This window comes from Bacillus sp. LSHTCR4 (assembly GCF_057197025.1).
In genome coordinates this window covers 100,371-116,902 of sequence record NZ_JBXUNO010000005.1, presented here as the reverse complement: position 1 = coordinate 116,902, position 16,532 = coordinate 100,371, and the positions used below count along the sequence as shown (strand labels likewise).

Here is a 16,532-nt window from a genome sequence, read left to right as displayed (position 1 = left end):
AGGCAGTACTTATATTGCTTATAAAAAGGGGGAAAGAAGAGATGGAAAAAGAAAGGAAAACATTTTCCTTTGGCTTACGTACACAACTTATGCTATTCACTACAGTTTTAGCTTTTATTACATATTCAACAAGTATATTTTTTATTTATGTGATATATGATTATTTTCAAAGTTATGTAAGTCAAACTGTTTATAATGTTATCGTTATGTTATTAGGGGTAGTATGGTCTGGAATTTTAGCATATGGAGCAGCCATATTTTTAATTAAACCGCTGCGAAAGTTAGAGGAGGCGGCGAGAAAAGCGGCTGAAGGAGATATTCGTGAAGACGTTCCATTACCAAAAACAGATGATGAGATTAAATCTTTAAGTGTTGCATTTAATATGATGCTAGGAAACTTAAGGGGCATGGTGAAAAATATTGATACAACATTTTCGTATACAAATAATCAAGTTCAGCAAATTAGAAAGCAAACAGGGGAAGCAACGAAACAAGCACAAGGTGTTTCTGAAACTCTTGCAGAGATTTCTTCTGGCGCTGAGCAATCAGCGGCATCAATTCAAGCGATTGTTTCCGCTGTTGATACAACAACTTCTATTGCAAGTGAAGTAGAAGAGAAAGCAAAACAGTCTGATGAGTTGTCTTCAGAAATGGTTCAAGCTTTAGGGCATAGTACTCGTGTCTTTACGTCTTTAATTCAAGGTATTCAAACATTGGCGAAAGAAAATGAAGATTCAATGCAAAATGTACAGAAGTTAGAGGAAAGAATGAAACAAGTAGAACATATTGTATCTGTTGTGAGTGAGATTGCTAGCCAAACGAATTTATTAGCACTTAATGCTTCTATTGAGGCTGCTCGTGCTGGAGAGCATGGACGGGGCTTTGCCGTTGTAGCTGAAGAAGTACGTAAACTTGCAGATGAAAGTGACCATTCTGCAAGAAATATATCGCAGTTATTACGGAATATGCAAGAGGAAGTGCAACAAGTTGCAACGAAAATGACAGAACAAGTGAAAATAGCTAAAGAAGAGGCGAAACGTGGGGAAGCTACCGAATTAATTTTAAAAGAAATGTCATCAAGTGTTATGGAAGTGGCGGATGCAACGAAGCAAATTAGTAGCTATATGAATGAACAAGTGAGTCACATTCATCAAACAGGTGCACAGACGAAGGCTGTAGCAGCAATTGCTGAAGAAACGTCAGCTGGTTCACAAGAAGTAGCACGTGTGACGTTGCAACAATCTCAAAATATGATAGCGATCGATCAATTATTAAAGGATTTAGAGAAGCAAGCAACAGACTTGAAACAAACAATTGAACGATTTTCAATGTAAAAAGGAAGAACAGTATTTTGTTCTTCCTCTTTACGTATGAAAGGGTGGAATACTTTGTTGAAAACGAAAAACATTGCAAGGATCATATATGGTTTTCACTTTACGTAATCTTTGAAAGTTAGGTCCATAATAACTAGTTTGCCAATTTTTAATGTCGATATCGGGCCAATTGACATAGTCACCTAGTGTATAAGGATCTAAGCTTTCTCGTAAATCTTTAACCCAGCGTATATTTCGATTTTCTTCATCATCACATTTCCAAGAGGTAATGTATTCTTGCGCAATAATTGCTTTGCGATGGAAATAAGCTGTTTCAGTAGGCGGAATATTTTCAACAGCACCTACGAGCGATTGGTGCCAAATACTCGCATCTTTATTTGGTGCATGTGAAAGAAAATACTGCATGATTTGAATTCCTTTAAGAGGAATAGGTTTATATACGTAGGAACCGGAGCGCTTGAAGTTTTCAGGGATGTTACCACTGTTAAAAAATTCAACAGCCTTTATATAAGGAACTTCATCTATAAAGAGAGAGGGGGTACCAGTTTCAAGAAGAGGAGATAATAAGGAATGGAGTTCAGAGGGAGAGCCAACAAACTCACCTTGTGCTTCAATTTTGTTTTGTTGTTTTGTGAATAATTCAATTGATGAAGTAAGACGTTCGTCTACATAAGGCGCCCAGTTTTGCCAAGCTTGAAAGGCAGCAATAAAATCTTCCCATTCCCATGTAATGGAGAAGATTGATACATTTTTTATAGGGTGTACGCGAAAAGTCAAAGAAGTAATAATTCCGAAGTTTCCACCACCGCCACCGCGGCATGCCCAAAACAAGTTATGGTTTTCATGTTCGCTTGCACGAATGATTTTTGCTCCAAATTTACCACATGCTTGTACCATTTCAACTTCTATTAATTGATCACATGTTAATCCAAATAAGCGTGAAAGCATACCGATGCCACCGCCAAGTGCTAATCCAACAATTCCAACGCTTGCGCTTGTACCAGCGGGTATTGTCACACCATAATTCCAAAGTTCTTTATAAACAGTGCCAAGGTTTGCACCAGCTTCAATTGTTGCTGTTAATTTATCTGTATGAACAGTAATACGATGCATTTCACTCACGTCAATAATAAGTCCCCTATTTAAAAGAGAAAAATTTTCATAGCTATGACGTCCGCTTCTTAAGCGAAATGGTACATGACGCTCGCGTGCCCATTTTAAGGCGTTACACACATCATTTTTATTTTGGCAAAAAACAATAATACAAGGGAGTTTTGGAATACTTAAATTTAAGTTCATTCGGGCTAAGTCATAGTCAGGGTCTGAAGGAACGACGATACGCCCTGTTAATTTTGTTTGTTTCAATTTATCACTCCTTTCTAAAATAAGCGGTGCTTTTTATTAATATATGAAAAGTATATGTAACGTGCGTGGACAAGGAGATGAGAAGAATGAGATTTGCCTTTGTGAGAAATAAATAAAGCATAAGAATAAAGAAACTACATAGAGTTCAATGAAAACAGTTGCAAACTATTCATATTTTGTTATGATAGTGTTACGAAAACGTTTGCATAAAATTCTGATGGGATGCAAAAGGAGAGAATGACTATGAATAAAACATGGTGGAAAGAAGCGGTTGCTTATCAAATTTATCCACGTAGCTTTATGGATTCAAATGGCGATGGTATTGGAGATTTACAAGGTATTATTGCGAAACTGGATTATTTAAAAGATTTAGGAATAGATGTAATTTGGATTTGTCCAATGTATAAGTCACCTAATGATGATAATGGTTATGACATTAGTGATTATCAAGATATCATGGATGAGTTTGGTACGATGGAAGACTTTGATGCTTTACTAGATGAAGTTCATAAACGTGATATGAAGCTTATTATTGATTTAGTTATTAATCATACAAGTGATGAACATCCATGGTTTATTGAGTCTCGTTCATCTAAAGACAATCCGAAGCGTGATTGGTATATTTGGCATGATGGTAAAGATGGTGCGGAACCAAACAACTGGGAAAGTATTTTTAATGGTTCGGCATGGGAATATGATGAAGTAACAGGACAATATTATTTACACTTATTCTCACGTAAACAACCAGATTTAAACTGGGAGAATAAAGAAGTTCGCGAAGTGTTATACGATACAGTTAATTGGTGGCTTGATAAAGGAATTGATGGTTTCCGTGTGGATGCGATCAGCCATATTAAAAAAGAAGATGGCTTTAAAGATATGCCAAATCCAAAAGAACTAAAGTATGTATCATCTTTTGATAAACATATGAATGTGGATGGTATTCAACCTTTATTAGAAGAGTTAAAAGAAAATACATTTTCTAAGTACGATATTATGACTGTTGGTGAAGCAAATGGTGTTAAGATTGAAGATGCTGAGCTTTGGGTTGGAGAAGAGCAAGGTAAGTTCAATATGGTATTCCAATTCGAACATTTAAGCTTATGGGATGCAGAAAAGAAGAAAGATCTTGATGTTGTAGGGCTGAAAAAGGTATTAACGAAATGGCAAAAAGGGTTAGAAAATAAAGGGTGGAATGCTTTATATATTGAGAATCACGATAAGCCACGTATCGTTTCAACTTGGGGAGATGATAAACAATATTGGCGTGAAAGTGCAACAGCTCTTGGAGCAATGTATTTCTTTATGCACGGTACACCGTTTATTTATCAAGGACAAGAAATTGGGATGACAAATGTTCAATTCCCAAACATTGAAGATTACGATGATGTAGCAATTAAAAATTTATATCGCGAGAAAATTGCAGAGGGTGTATCTCATCAAGAGATGATGGAAATTATATGGGCTTCTTGCCGCGATAATTCACGTACACCTATGCAGTGGAGCGATGAGATAAATGCTGGTTTCACAACAGGTGTAACTTGGTTTGGTATGAATCCAAACTACAAAGAAATTAATGTTGAAAAGCAAAAGAATGAAGAGAACTCTATTTTCAATTTCTATAAGAAAATGATTGCCTTGAAAAAAGAGCACGATGTACTGAATTATGGTACGTACGATTTACTTTTAGAAGATGATCCGCAAATTTATGCATATACTCGTACATTAAACGATGAAAAAATCATTGTAATTAGTAATATCTCAAAAGAGGAAGCTGTATATAATGAGGATTCATTTGTACTAGAACGCAAACGTTTGCTTTTAAATAACTATGAAGTTGCGGAACATGAACAAGTAACTTCAATCACGTTAAAGCCTTATGAAACAAGGGTTTATCGCATTTCATAATAAAAAAGGATGCTCTAAGAGCATCTTTTTTTATGAAAAATAATAAATTTCTATTGCAAAGTGAAAACGCTTTTATTAAAATAGATTTATGAAAACGGTTGCGTAAAGATAAAAACGAAATAAGGAATCGTTTTCATAAAGGAAACAGAAATTATAATTTAAATCATTATGTTGTTATAAATAAAGGGGAGGAAGAACAGATGAAAATTACGTCTTTTGATTTTTGGCAAAAGTTCGGGAAAGCGTTATTAGTTGTTGTAGCTGTAATGCCAGCAGCTGGTTTAATGATTTCTATCGGTAAGTTAATTGGAATGTCTGCTGGGGATATTAACGCAGTTCATACAATCGCTCGCGTAATGGAAGACATCGGTTGGGCAATTATTACTAATCTACACATCTTATTCGCAGTAGCAATTGGGGGATCTTGGGCGAAAGATCGCGCAGGTGGTGCATTTGCAGCGCTATTAGCATTCGTCTTAACAAACAGAATTACAGGAGCTATATTTGGCGTAAACGCTGAAATGTTAGCGGATTCAAAAGCGAAAGTTTCTTCAGTATTAGCAGGGGACTTAATTGTAAAAGATTACTTTACTTCTGTACTTGGTGCACCAGCATTAAACATGGGGGTTTTCGTAGGGATTATCACAGGTTTCTTAGGAGCTACTTTATATAACAAATATTATAACTATAACAAACTGCCACAAGCATTAGCATTCTTTAACGGAAAACGATTCGTACCATTCGTTGTAATTGTTTGGTCTACAGTAACTGCAATTGTATTATCACTTTTATGGCCATTCATCCAAAGTGGATTAAATGAATTTGGTCGCTGGATTGCAGCTTCAAAAGATAGTGCACCAATTGTTGCACCATTTGTATATGGAACGTTAGAACGTTTACTATTACCATTCGGTTTACACCATATGTTAACAATTCCGATGAACTATACAGAGCTAGGTGGAACATATACGATGTTAACTGGCTCAAAAGTTGGACAAGTTGTAGCAGGACAAGATCCTTTATGGCTTGCATGGATTACAGATTTAAATAACTTATTAGCAAATGGAGATACAAAAGCATATAACGATCTATTAAATAATGTTGTACCAGCTCGTTTCAAAGCTGGACAAGTTATCGGTTCAACAGCAGCATTAATGGGTATTGCTTTCGCGATGTTCCGTAATGTTGATAAAGAAAAACGTGCAAAATATAAACCAATGTTCTTATCAGCAGCATTAGCAGTATTCTTAACAGGTGTAACAGAACCAATTGAATTCATGTTCATGTTTATTGCTCCAGTATTATATGTTGTATATGCAATTACAACAGGACTTGCATTCGCATTAGCAGATTTAATTAACTTACGTGTTCACGCATTCGGATTCATTGAGTTAATTACTCGTACACCGATGATGGTTAATGCAGGACTAACTAGAGATTTAATCAATTTCGTTATCGTTTCATTAGTATTCTTCGGTCTGAACTTTACATTATTCAATTTCTTAATTAAAAAGTTCAACTTACCAACACCAGGACGTGCAGGTAACTATATTGATAATGAAGATGAGGCATCAGAAGGAACAGGAAATGTACAAGATGGTTCATTAGCAACAAAGGTTATTGATTTATTAGGTGGAAAAGAAAATATTGCTGACGTAGATGCTTGTATGACACGTTTACGTGTAACAGTAAAAGATTTAGATGTTGTTGCACCAGAAGCGCAGTGGAAACAAAATGGTGCTTTAGGACTTATCGTAAAAGATAAAGGTGTACAAGCGGTATATGGCCCGAAAGCTGACGTATTAAAGTCAGACATTCAAGATATGTTAGGTGCGTAATAATATGAAATTGCTAACTTTAAACTGTCACTCTTGGCAAGAAGAAAATCAAATAGAAAAGATAAAATATCTTGCTAAAGTCATTCAAGAAGAAGAGTACGATGTTATCGCATTGCAAGAAGTAAGTCAGTCGATAGGAGCTAAAAATGTATGCGGTAACAAGAAAGAAGATAATTTTGGACTTTTACTATTAGAAGAGTTAAAAGCGTTACATGTAAAAGATTACAATATTACTTGGGATTTCTCTCATATTGGTTATGATGTGTATGAAGAAGGATTAGCGATTATAACGAAGCATAATGTTGTAAAAGAAGATACGTTCTTTATTTCAGAAAATAAGGATACAACGTATTGGAAAACACGCAAAATTGTAAGTGCAACAATTGCTTACAATGGTAAGAACATCACGTTTTACTCTTGCCACCTCGGTTGGTGGAATGATGAAGAAGAATCATTTAAAGGTCAAGTGAATCGTTTGATGGAGCATGTAGATAGCAATGGAATTTCCTTCTTAATGGGTGATTTTAATAATAATGCCCGTTTGCAAGGTGAGGGCTATGAATATATGATGCAAAAAGGTTTGCATGACACATATGAACTAGCAATAGAGAAGGATGAAGGAACAACTGTCCAAGGTGAGATTGCTGGTTGGGATGAAAATAAACATAATTTGCGAATCGATCTAATATTGTGTAACCGAAGTGAAAAAGTTCGTTCTTCAAAAGTTATTTTTAATGGTACAAACCGAAATATAATTTCAGATCATTTCGGTGTAGAAGTGCAAGTGGATATATAATAGAAGAAATCCTCACAGATAATAAAAAGCTGTGAGGATTTTTTTAGGAATACAAGTATTTCCAAGAGAAAATACTTGTATTTTTTATGACATTTCCTATATATTTGTTATTATTGAATGTAAAACCGATTTGGTCATTTTGTATTCATACTTTGACTTACTTCGTTATATAATGTAGTAAGTTAAAGTTAATGGGAAAAAATAGTTCGTTTTTGGTTAATCCACGATGTAGAAAGTGATATAATTGCAAAATGTATGTATCATTTTCTAAAGAAGGAAAAATATATAATTAGGTGATAACTTCTATGAAACAAATTTGGCGTATTTATAAGACTGATTTACGGAATGTAGCTAAACATTGGGCTGCAATTGTTATTGTTGTAGGGTTAATGATTTTACCATCGTTATATGCATGGTTTAACATTAAAGCTTCTTGGGATCCATATGGAAATACAAAAGAAGTTCCCATTGCAGTTTCTAACCAAGATGCAGGCTCTAATTTAAGAGGGAAAGATATCAATATCGGGGACGAGATTGTAGATTCTCTTAAGAAAAACAAAAATCTTGGCTGGAAATTTGTAGATGAAAAACAGGCAATTTACGGAGTGGAACGCGGGGATTACTATGCAAGCATTACAATTCCAAAAGACTTCTCTGAAAAGATTGCAACTGTTCTGGACGAAAATCCACAGAAACCAGAACTTGATTACTATGTAAATGAAAAGGTAAATGCGATTGCACCGAAGATTACAGCAAAAGGTGCATCAGGTATTACAGAAGAAATTAGTAAAAACTTTGTTAAAACAGCGAACGGTGAGATTTTTAAAATCTTCAATGACCTTGGAATCGATTTAGAAACAAACTTACCAAGTATTGAGAAAGTAAAAGATCTTGTATTTAAGTTAGAAGCGCAGTTCCCAGAAATGAATACATTGATGGATAAGGCGTTAGATGATGCGACTCGAGCAGAGGATGTCGTGAAAGTAGCGCAGAAAGAATTGCCGGTTGTGGAAAGTGTTATTAATGATGGTCAGGATACACTTAAGAGCTTAGATGCATTCTTTGCGAGAAATGATGAAACATTGAATCGTGCTCCGGGAACTATTAAGAATAATTTAATTGTAACGAAGCAGGGATTGGATGCTGCAGCGAAAATTACGGATTACTTAAAAAATCCTTCATTTGATTTTAATCTGACACTTCCAGATCCAGCTAAATTACCAGTGTTACCTAATATAACTATTCCGCAAATACCACAAATACCAGAAATACCAGAAATTCCAGCATTACCGCAAGTGAATGGTGAGGGGTATAAAAATATTGCTAAAAATATTAATCAAACTGTAAATAATGTTTTTAGTTCGATACGTGTCGGAACAACTTACGCACAAGGTGTTATAAACGGGTTGCAAAATGGTAATTTTGATCCAGAGAAAGCGAAACAAGATCTTAATAATGTTTCTGAGACGCTACAAGGTAGAGCAGATAGTGTTTCATATGTAATTGATATCTTTACTAAATTTAAAGAGTCGGCATCAACTGATTTTGGAAAAGAATTCTTCCAAAAGAGAATAGAGAAATTAACAAACCTTAAAACAGCAATTGTAAATGCAAATGGTGGCGTTAAAGATATTGCCAATATTATTGGTACAGGGCAAGAAGTGAAACAAGATGTAAGAGATGCTACTGATAAAAAGCTAGATGCAATAAATAACTTGGTAAATCAAGCAGAAGCAGATTATAATGCTACGTTTGTAGCAGATTTCGAAAAAGCAGTAAGCACAGCTGAGCAATTGAAAAACCAAGCTGAGCAATTGAAAGACAAAGCTGAAAATGTAAAAGAAGATGCTCAGCAACTTAGAGGTAATTTAAATCAAGATATAAAAAAAGCGAATGAGTTAGTAAATCAAACCAATGAGGCATTAGACAATGGTAGAGAAAAGTACGATAAGGCTGTAAGTGATTACAGCAGAGTAAAAACAGAACTTGGAAAAGCAAGAGAAGACTTAAGCAACGCAGGTGTTAATGGATTAGACTCTACAAAAGTAGCCTTAAATGATTTAAATGGACAGTTCAAAGCAGCATGGAATTTAGTTAATGATATGATTCCAGTTCTGGAAAATACAAATAAAGTTTTAGCAGATGTAAATAGTGATAAGAACACGAATAACACGATTTCTAAATTGAATAAAGTAAAAGATGGTCTTCAAAAAGGTATCGATTTAACTGATAAAGGAATTGACTCTATTAATAAAGGGCAAAAACCAGCGGCAGATGTTATTGAGAGCATTAATGAAGTATCTAAAAATGTTTCGGGCCAAATTGGTGACATTTTAGCTAAATATGACTCAGAAATCACTCCAAATTTCAATGCAGCTATTGCTCGTACGAAAGAGATGTCTAAAAACACATCTCAAATTTTAAAAGAAGCAGACAAAAAGCTTCCAGATGTTAAAAAGTTACTAGAAGATTCATCAAAAGGCTTAGTAGATGGTAAAAAGAAATTAGCAGATATTAAAGCTGAAATGCCAGCTACTGAGAAAAAGATTAAAGAATTAGCAAATAAAATTCGTGATTTTGAATCTGAAGAGGATTTAAAAGACATCATACGCTTATTGAAAAACGATGTTGAGAAGCAAAGTGATTACTTTGCAAATCCAGTCAATTTAAAAGAGAATAAATTATTTGCGATGCCGAACTACGGTTCAGCAATGTCACCATTCTATACAGTGCTTGCATTATGGGTAGGCGCATTATTAATGGTTTCATTATTAACGGTAGAAGTGCACGAAGAAGGCGCGAATTATAAGAGCCATGAAATTTACTTCGGACGTTTATTAACATTTTTAACGATAGGTCTTTCACAAGCGTTTATCGTATCAATGGGAGATATATTCTTACTCGGTACGTACGTAGTCGATAAATTCTGGTTTGTATTATTTAGTTTATTTATTGGTGGAGTCTTCGTTTGTATCGTATACTCACTCGTTTCTATTTTCGGAAACGTTGGGAAATCGATGGCGATCATTTTACTTGTACTGCAAGTAGCAGGATCGGGCGGAACATTCCCAATTCAAATGACACCAGCGTTCTTCCAAGCGATTTATCCGTTCTTACCATTCACATACGCAATTAGCGCAATTCGTGAAACAGTTGGCGGAATGCTTTGGGATATCGTGACGCGAGATTTACTTGTGTTAAGTGCTTTCGTAGTAGTTATGATTGTAGCTGCGTTATTACTGAAAACACCAATTAACAAATCAAGCGAAAAATTCGTTGAGAATGCAAAAGGAAGTAAAATCATTCACTAAAATAAAAAGTTCCTACCGATAGAGGTAGGAACTTTTTTGTTTAATCAAATTTTAATTTTTTTAATGCTTCTGCGAACGGATTGTTTAATGGTTCTTCTTCTTTGTTCTGTTGTTTCATATATTTTTGAACATCGCGCTTATCAGCTTTGTTTCCAGATTCTTTTTTACGTCTCTCTTGGAACGTGGAAAGTTTTTCGCGATAGCCACATTTACATGCGAAAATTTGTCCTGCACCTTCACCACGTAATTCTAATTTCTTCTTACACTGCGGACAACGAGCGTTTGTTGTACGAGATACATTTTTACGATGACCACATTCACGGTCTTGGCAAACGAGCATTTTTCCTTTTTTGCCGTTTACTTCTAGCATTGGTTTACCGCAATCTGGACAAGACTTTGTTGAAATATTGTCATGTTTATATTTTTTATCACTCGATTTTATTTCAGAAACAATTTCTTTCGTATAGTTCTTCATTTCTGAAATGAATACTTCTTTTTTCAGTTTACCCTTTGCGATCGCCTCTAGCTTTTGTTCCCACTCACCAGTTAGTGTAGGTGATTTTAACTCTTCTGGTACTAAATCAAGTAACTGACGGCCTTTTGAAGTAATGTGAATATCTTTACCACGTTTTTCAATTAAGAACGAATTGAATAGCTTGTCGATAATATCAGCACGCGTTGCTACAGTACCTAATCCACCAGTTGATTTTAACGTATCAGCAAGTTGTTTATTTTGCGTATCCATATATTTTGTAGGATTTTCCATTGCTGAAAGTAAAGTTGCTTCGTTAAAACGTGCAGGTGCTTTCGTTTGACCTGATGTTTGCATAATTAACTTTACAGTTAATGTATCGCCTTTTTCGATGCGAGGTAAAAGTTGCTCTTTTACGTCATCAGTTACATCATCATCTTCAAAGCGATTTTCATATACTTCCTTCCAACCTGCATGTAAAATTGTTTTTCCGCGTGCAATGAACGTTTCATTGCCGACTTTTGTGCGTAACGTTAGTTGTTCGTATTCGAATGCCGGGAATAAAACAGCTAAGAAACGTTTTACAACTAAATCATAAATTTTACGTTCTTTATCTGTGAAGGCGGAGAAGTTAACGTATCCTTCTGTTGGAATAATTGCGTGATGATCACTTACTTTACTATCATCAACAAATGATTTATTAGCCTTGATAGGCTTTTGTAATACTTTATGTGCTAAGGAACGGTACTCTCCAACACCACATGCTTTTAGACGTTCTGGAAGTGTTCCAACGATATCAGATGAAATATAGCGTGAATCTGTACGAGGGTACGTTAGCACTTTGTGTTGTTCATACAATTTCTGCATAATGTTTAATGTTTCTTTCGCAGAGTAACCGAACTTTTTATTTGCATCACGTTGTAATTCAGTTAAATCGTAAAGACCAGGAGAGAATGATTTCTTCTGTTTTTTATCAATTTCCACAACAGTAGCATTATACTTATCTAAACCTTTTACAATACCATCAATTTTTTCTTTATTAAAACTACGGCTATTACCATTTGCATCTTGCCACGTTAGTTTTAACTGATTCGTCGTTTGCGCTTCAATGCCGTAGTAAGTTTGAGCTTTGAAGTTTTTTATTTCATCTTCGCGATTAGCAATCATAGCGACAGTAGGTGTTTGCACACGGCCACAGTTTAGCTGGGCATTAAAGCGAGTCGTTAAAGCTCGAGTCGCGTTAAGACCGATATACCAGTCAGCTTCTGAACGTGCGACAGCTGAAGCGTATAAATTGTCATATGCTTTACCTGGTTTTAAATTTGCGAAACCATCTTTAATTGCTTTATCAGTAACAGATGAAATCCATAGGCGTTTGATTGGTTTGTTAATTCTAACTTTATCAATAATCCAACGAGCAACTAATTCTCCTTCGCGTCCAGCGTCTGTCGCTACAATAATTTCATTTACATCTTTTCTAAGTAGCTGACTTTTTACAGCATTAAATTGTTTCCCTGTTTGTTTAATAACAGTTAATTTCAAACGCTCAGGTAGCATCGGTAAATCTTCTAAATTCCACTTTTTATATTTTACATCATAGCTTTCTGGATCTGCTAATGTAACAAGATGACCTAAAGCCCAAGTTACAATATATTTACTACCTTCAAGGTAGCCATTTCCTTTTTTATCACACTTAAGTACACGTGCAATATCTCGTGCAACGGAAGGCTTTTCAGCGATTATAACGCTTTTTGACATATTAAAAACATCCTTTCAAATTTCCATACGTTAACTATAGCATACATCTTCTTGAGATTCAGTTTCGCTCTAGATTTGAACGCTTTTTAGTGGAGTGAACAAAATCTGTTTGAAATCAAATGATATCGACAGAACATAGTATGCACCATGATGAGACTATGAAAAAAAGATACTTATTTATTATGCTTATTGTTTTATCAGTTTCTTCTATATGAAATAGAAAAGTAAAGAACTTGTTATTTTAGTAGAATAAGAGTAGACTTTGAAGTAGAAGAATAATAAGCACATGGGAGTTTGTGGATGCAAACTGAGAGTATGACTAATCCGTCATTGACCATTTGAACCTGTTGGATAATGCCAGCGTAGGGAGAGTGTAAAAGCACATGTTCAGGCACTTTGCGTACGCGCAAAGTGCCTTTTTGTGTATCTCCCATCACTATAGTTAGGAGATGAGAAGGATGAATAGGAAAGAAATTAGTAAAGTAGTGGATTTGGTGAGAGAATCTAATCCGCTCGTTCATAATATTACAAATGTTGTTGTAACAAATTTTACAGCTAACGGCTTATTAGCATTAGGGGCATCACCTGTAATGGCGTATGCAAAAGAAGAAGTGGCAGAAATGGCTAGCATTGCTGGAGCGTTAGTATTAAATATGGGAACACTTCGTCCGGAAGAAGTAGAAGCGATGTTACTTGCCGGTAAATCAGCAAATGTGAACAATGTGCCAGTACTGTTTGATCCAGTTGGTGCAGGAGCAACATCGTATCGAACAGAAGTTGCGAGACATATTCCGGCTGAAATCGAATTAGGGATTATTCGCGGAAATGCAGCTGAAATAGCGAACGTTATTAATGAGAGGTGGGAAATTAAAGGGGTAGACGCTGGTGATGGGAATGGTAATGTCGTAAGTATTGCAAAACAGGCAGCGGATGAATTAAATACAGTTGCGGTGATTACTGGAAAAGAAGATGTTGTTACAGATGGAGAGCGAACGATTCTTATTCGAAATGGTCACCCTATTTTAACGAAAGTTACGGGAACGGGTTGTTTACTAACTTCTGTAATAGGAGCATTTGTAGCGGTAGAAAAGGATTATGTAAAGGCAGCAGTAGCAGCGTTAACGTTTTATGGTGTAGCTGCGGAACTGGCAGCTTCTAAGACAGTGGAAAAAGGACCTGGTAGTTTCCAAATTGAATTTTTGAATCAGTTAGCGAATACGACTTCAGGTGATATAGAGAAGTATGGGAAGATTGAGGTTATATAGTAAGGAGGGAGAATAAATGTCGCGTATTTCAAAGGCAGAAATGTCTAGGTTGTTATCAGTATATTTTATTATGGGAAGTAGCAATTGTACGAAGGATCCACTGCAAGTATTGAGAGATGCGCTTGAAGGTGGTATAACAATTTTTCAATTTCGTGAAAAGGGGGAAGGCGCTTTAACGGGAGAGAAACGCATTTGTTTCGCAAAAGAACTACAAGCAATTTGTAAGGAGTACGGTGTACCATTCATCGTAAATGATGATGTGGAACTAGCTCTCGAGTTGGATGCAGATGGCGTGCATGTTGGACAAGATGATGAAGGAATTACTTCTGTTCGTGAAAAAATGGGGGATAAAATTATCGGTGTATCTACACATACAATTGAAGAAGCACGCTGGGCAATTGAAAACGGAGCTGATTATTTAGGAGTTGGCCCTATTTTCCCAACGAGTACGAAAAAAGATACGAAAGCAGTTCAAGGAACGAAAGGTTTAGCTCACTTTAGAGAACAAGGAATTACAATACCGATTGTTGGAATTGGTGGGATTACAATTGAGAATACAGCTTCGGTTATAGAAGCGGGTGCGGACGGTGTTTCAGTTATTTCAGCTATTAGTTTAGCGGAATCTGTGTATGAAAGTACGAAGAAGTTAGTGGAGGAAGTAAGTAAGAGTTTGTAGAAAAAGGGTACTTCACACAAATAGTAAAGGAAATAACGGAAGAATGGACAGTTAAAAAAGCACAAACCCTGTAAATTTGTAGGTTTGTGCTTTTTCTTTAAAACATAATTGAAATTAAGAGCATTCCAATTCCGATAGAAGTGAATGTTGCGATTAGGCCTGGAATCATAAAGCTATGATTTAAAACATATTTACCAATGCCAGTTGTACCAGTACGATCAAAGTTAATGGCAGCAACGATTGTTCCATAGTTTGGAATGAAGAAGTATCCATTTACTGCAGGGAACATCGCGATTAGTAGTGCTGGTGGAATACCGAGTGATAATCCAAGAGGCATTAAAGCGCGTACTGTTGCGGCTTGGCTATATAGTAAAATAGATAGAATGAATAATGCGATGGCAAATAGCCATGGTGCACTTGTTACTAGGTGCTGAATGGATCCTTGAATCATATTTAAGTTTCCGTTAAAGAAAGTATCTCCCATCCAAGCGATCCCGAAAATAGCAACAACTGCTGTTGCCCCCGCTTTAAAGACGTTACCAGACACGATGCTTTCTACATTTGGTTTGCAGAAAATAATAATAAGAGCTGCAATCGTTAACATAACCATTTCAATTGTATTTGGCATGGAAAGGCGGGCTAACTTCCCATCAACTATCCATCCTGGACGAAGTGCTTCAAATGAACCGAGAAGTACGACAAGAAAAGTTCCTACTAGGAAAAGGATAACTGATAATTTAGCACCTTTTACACCAACAAATTCTTTTTTCTCTTCAATCTTAGGAATCATGCCTTCTTTTAATCGTTTTAAGTATTCAGGGTCTTCATTTAATTCTTTCCCCATTTTGCTAGCAACAAATGCAGCTACCATACAAGCGATGAAAGTAGAAGGGATACTTACTTTTAAAATATCTAATAAAGTGATTTTATAGTCAGCTAACATTGCTAAAAGTGCAACTGTTGCAGCTGATATAGGACTAGCTGTAATTGCTTGTTGGGAAGCAATTACGGCGATTGACATTGGTCGTTCCGGTCTAATTCCGGATTCGCGAGAGACTTCTGCGATAACAGGAAGTACAGAATAAGCAACGTGACCAGTTCCTGCACAGAGTGTAAATAAATAAGTAACAATTGGAGCAAAGAATGTAATACGTTTTGGATTTTTTCGTAATGCTTTCTCAGCCAGATGAACAAGGTAGTCCATTCCTCCAGCGGCTTGGAGTGCACCAGCAGCAGTAATTACTGCTAAAATCATAAGCATTACATCAATAGGAGGAGCTGTAGGTTGTAAGTGGAAGACGAAAACAAGTATTGCCATACCAACGCCACCCATTACTCCTAGACCAACTCCGCCTAGGCGTGCGCCAATAAAAATGCAGAGTAGTAACGTAAGAAATTGTAGCCAAAACATGATAAACTACCTCCGAAATTCATTAGTTAAGATATATTCGAATAATTTAATTTAAATGAAAATTAAAATAAATACTCAAAATAATCCTTGTGTTATATACGTTTTTTATTATATAACACAAGAAATGTAACATTCACGTACTTTGTTAAATTATTTCGAAAAAATAATACGTTAAAAATTTACATTTATATCTCTAAATAGGTAGACATTTTAATTTTTATGTTGTAATCTTTGATAGAGAATAATGAAATTCTCATAGAACTCCCATATCGTTCAACTCGTTCAGCGAGAAAGGCAAACTGATGGAAACATTAGGACGCAAAACTACAGGAGCTAAGGCCGAAAGGCTACGCTAGCCAGTTACCGGACGGATAGGGTTGGTCTTGACCAATGCTTTT

At 35.8% G+C, this 16,532-nt stretch carries 9 protein-coding genes, 2 pseudogenes and 2 riboswitches; of the genes and pseudogenes, 8 read left to right on the top strand and 3 right to left on the bottom strand.

What is annotated here, in order from left to right; genetic code table 11:
* Nucleotides 1–41: 41 nt before the first annotated feature.
* Both AC2CGR_RS24415 and AC2CGR_RS24410 read left to right on the top strand, forming a co-directional pair.
* Nucleotides 42–392 (top strand): annotated as a pseudogene (locus AC2CGR_RS24415) (HAMP domain-containing protein); the annotation flags it as partial.
* 369 nt (nt 393–761) lie between these two features.
* Nucleotides 762–1,334 (top strand): annotated as a pseudogene (locus AC2CGR_RS24410) (methyl-accepting chemotaxis protein); the annotation flags it as partial.
* Between the two features lie 30 nt (nt 1,335–1,364).
* Here the strand turns inward: AC2CGR_RS24410 and AC2CGR_RS24405 are convergent.
* Complete coding sequence (locus tag AC2CGR_RS24405; RefSeq protein WP_087964092.1) at nt 1,365–2,699, bottom strand: FAD-binding oxidoreductase; 1,335 nt, start codon at nt 2,697–2,699, stop codon at nt 1,365–1,367.
* Nucleotides 2,700–2,942: 243 nt separating this feature from the next.
* On the opposite strand from AC2CGR_RS24405, the gene AC2CGR_RS24400 reads away from it, so the two are divergent.
* The 4 genes from AC2CGR_RS24400 to AC2CGR_RS24385 all read left to right on the top strand — a co-directional run bounded on the left by AC2CGR_RS24400 (nt 2,943) and on the right by AC2CGR_RS24385 (nt 10,552).
* Nucleotides 2,943–4,607: a glycoside hydrolase family 13 protein gene (locus tag AC2CGR_RS24400; protein WP_484481307.1), complete on the top strand. Its 1,665-nt coding sequence runs from the start codon at nt 2,943–2,945 to the stop codon at nt 4,605–4,607.
* A 200-nt stretch (nt 4,608–4,807) separates the two neighbouring features.
* Nucleotides 4,808–6,445: a PTS transporter subunit IIBC gene (locus AC2CGR_RS24395; RefSeq protein ID WP_000705537.1), complete on the top strand. Its 1,638-nt coding sequence runs from the start codon at nt 4,808–4,810 to the stop codon at nt 6,443–6,445.
* A 4-nt stretch (nt 6,446–6,449) separates the two neighbouring features.
* Complete coding sequence (locus AC2CGR_RS24390; RefSeq protein ID WP_087964094.1) at nt 6,450–7,241, top strand: endonuclease/exonuclease/phosphatase family protein; 792 nt, start codon at nt 6,450–6,452, stop codon at nt 7,239–7,241.
* Between the two features lie 305 nt (nt 7,242–7,546).
* Nucleotides 7,547–10,552, top strand: coding sequence for a YhgE/Pip family protein (locus AC2CGR_RS24385; protein ID WP_484481306.1), 3,006 nt, complete (start codon nt 7,547–7,549; stop codon nt 10,550–10,552).
* A 40-nt stretch (nt 10,553–10,592) separates the two neighbouring features.
* On the opposite strand, the gene topB is transcribed toward AC2CGR_RS24385, so the two are convergent.
* Nucleotides 10,593–12,782 (bottom strand): DNA topoisomerase III, encoded by a 2,190-nt coding sequence (gene topB / locus AC2CGR_RS24380; protein WP_484481305.1) that lies wholly within the window; start codon nt 12,780–12,782, stop codon nt 10,593–10,595.
* A 276-nt stretch (nt 12,783–13,058) separates the two neighbouring features.
* A riboswitch (TPP riboswitch) is annotated at nt 13,059–13,168 on the top strand.
* 63 nt (nt 13,169–13,231) lie between these two features.
* Here topB and thiM point away from each other — a divergent pair.
* Entirely contained in the window at nt 13,232–14,047 is an 816-nt protein-coding gene (thiM, locus tag AC2CGR_RS24375; RefSeq protein ID WP_346655051.1) for a hydroxyethylthiazole kinase, read from the top strand.
* A gap of 16 nt (nt 14,048–14,063) precedes the next feature.
* Nucleotides 14,064–14,723: a thiamine phosphate synthase gene (gene thiE, locus AC2CGR_RS24370; protein ID WP_087964400.1), complete on the top strand. Its 660-nt coding sequence runs from the start codon at nt 14,064–14,066 to the stop codon at nt 14,721–14,723.
* A gap of 97 nt (nt 14,724–14,820) precedes the next feature.
* On the opposite strand, the gene AC2CGR_RS24365 is transcribed toward thiE, so the two are convergent.
* A complete protein-coding gene (locus AC2CGR_RS24365) occupies nt 14,821–16,134 on the bottom strand; it encodes an anaerobic C4-dicarboxylate transporter family protein (RefSeq protein WP_000498715.1) in 1,314 nt (437 codons plus the stop codon).
* 283 nt (nt 16,135–16,417) lie between these two features.
* Nucleotides 16,418–16,502: riboswitch (cyclic di-GMP riboswitch) on the top strand.
* The last annotated feature ends 30 nt before the right edge of the window (nt 16,503–16,532 follow it).

Bases quoted from the DNA above. Each gene is read 5' to 3' on its own strand.
- thiM (WP_346655051.1), top strand. From the start codon at position 13,232: ATGAGAAGGATGAATAGGAAAGAAATTAGTAAAGTAGTGGATTTGGTG.
- AC2CGR_RS24365 (WP_000498715.1), bottom strand. From the start codon at position 16,134: ATGTTTTGGCTACAATTTCTTACGTTACTACTCTGCATTTTTATTGGC.
- AC2CGR_RS24385 (WP_484481306.1), top strand. From the start codon at position 7,547: ATGAAACAAATTTGGCGTATTTATAAGACTGATTTACGGAATGTAGCT.
- AC2CGR_RS24395 (WP_000705537.1), top strand. From the start codon at position 4,808: ATGAAAATTACGTCTTTTGATTTTTGGCAAAAGTTCGGGAAAGCGTTA.
- thiE (WP_087964400.1), top strand. From the start codon at position 14,064: ATGTCGCGTATTTCAAAGGCAGAAATGTCTAGGTTGTTATCAGTATAT.
- AC2CGR_RS24390 (WP_087964094.1), top strand. From the start codon at position 6,450: ATGAAATTGCTAACTTTAAACTGTCACTCTTGGCAAGAAGAAAATCAA.
- AC2CGR_RS24400 (WP_484481307.1), top strand. From the start codon at position 2,943: ATGAATAAAACATGGTGGAAAGAAGCGGTTGCTTATCAAATTTATCCA.
- topB (WP_484481305.1), bottom strand. From the start codon at position 12,782: ATGTCAAAAAGCGTTATAATCGCTGAAAAGCCTTCCGTTGCACGAGAT.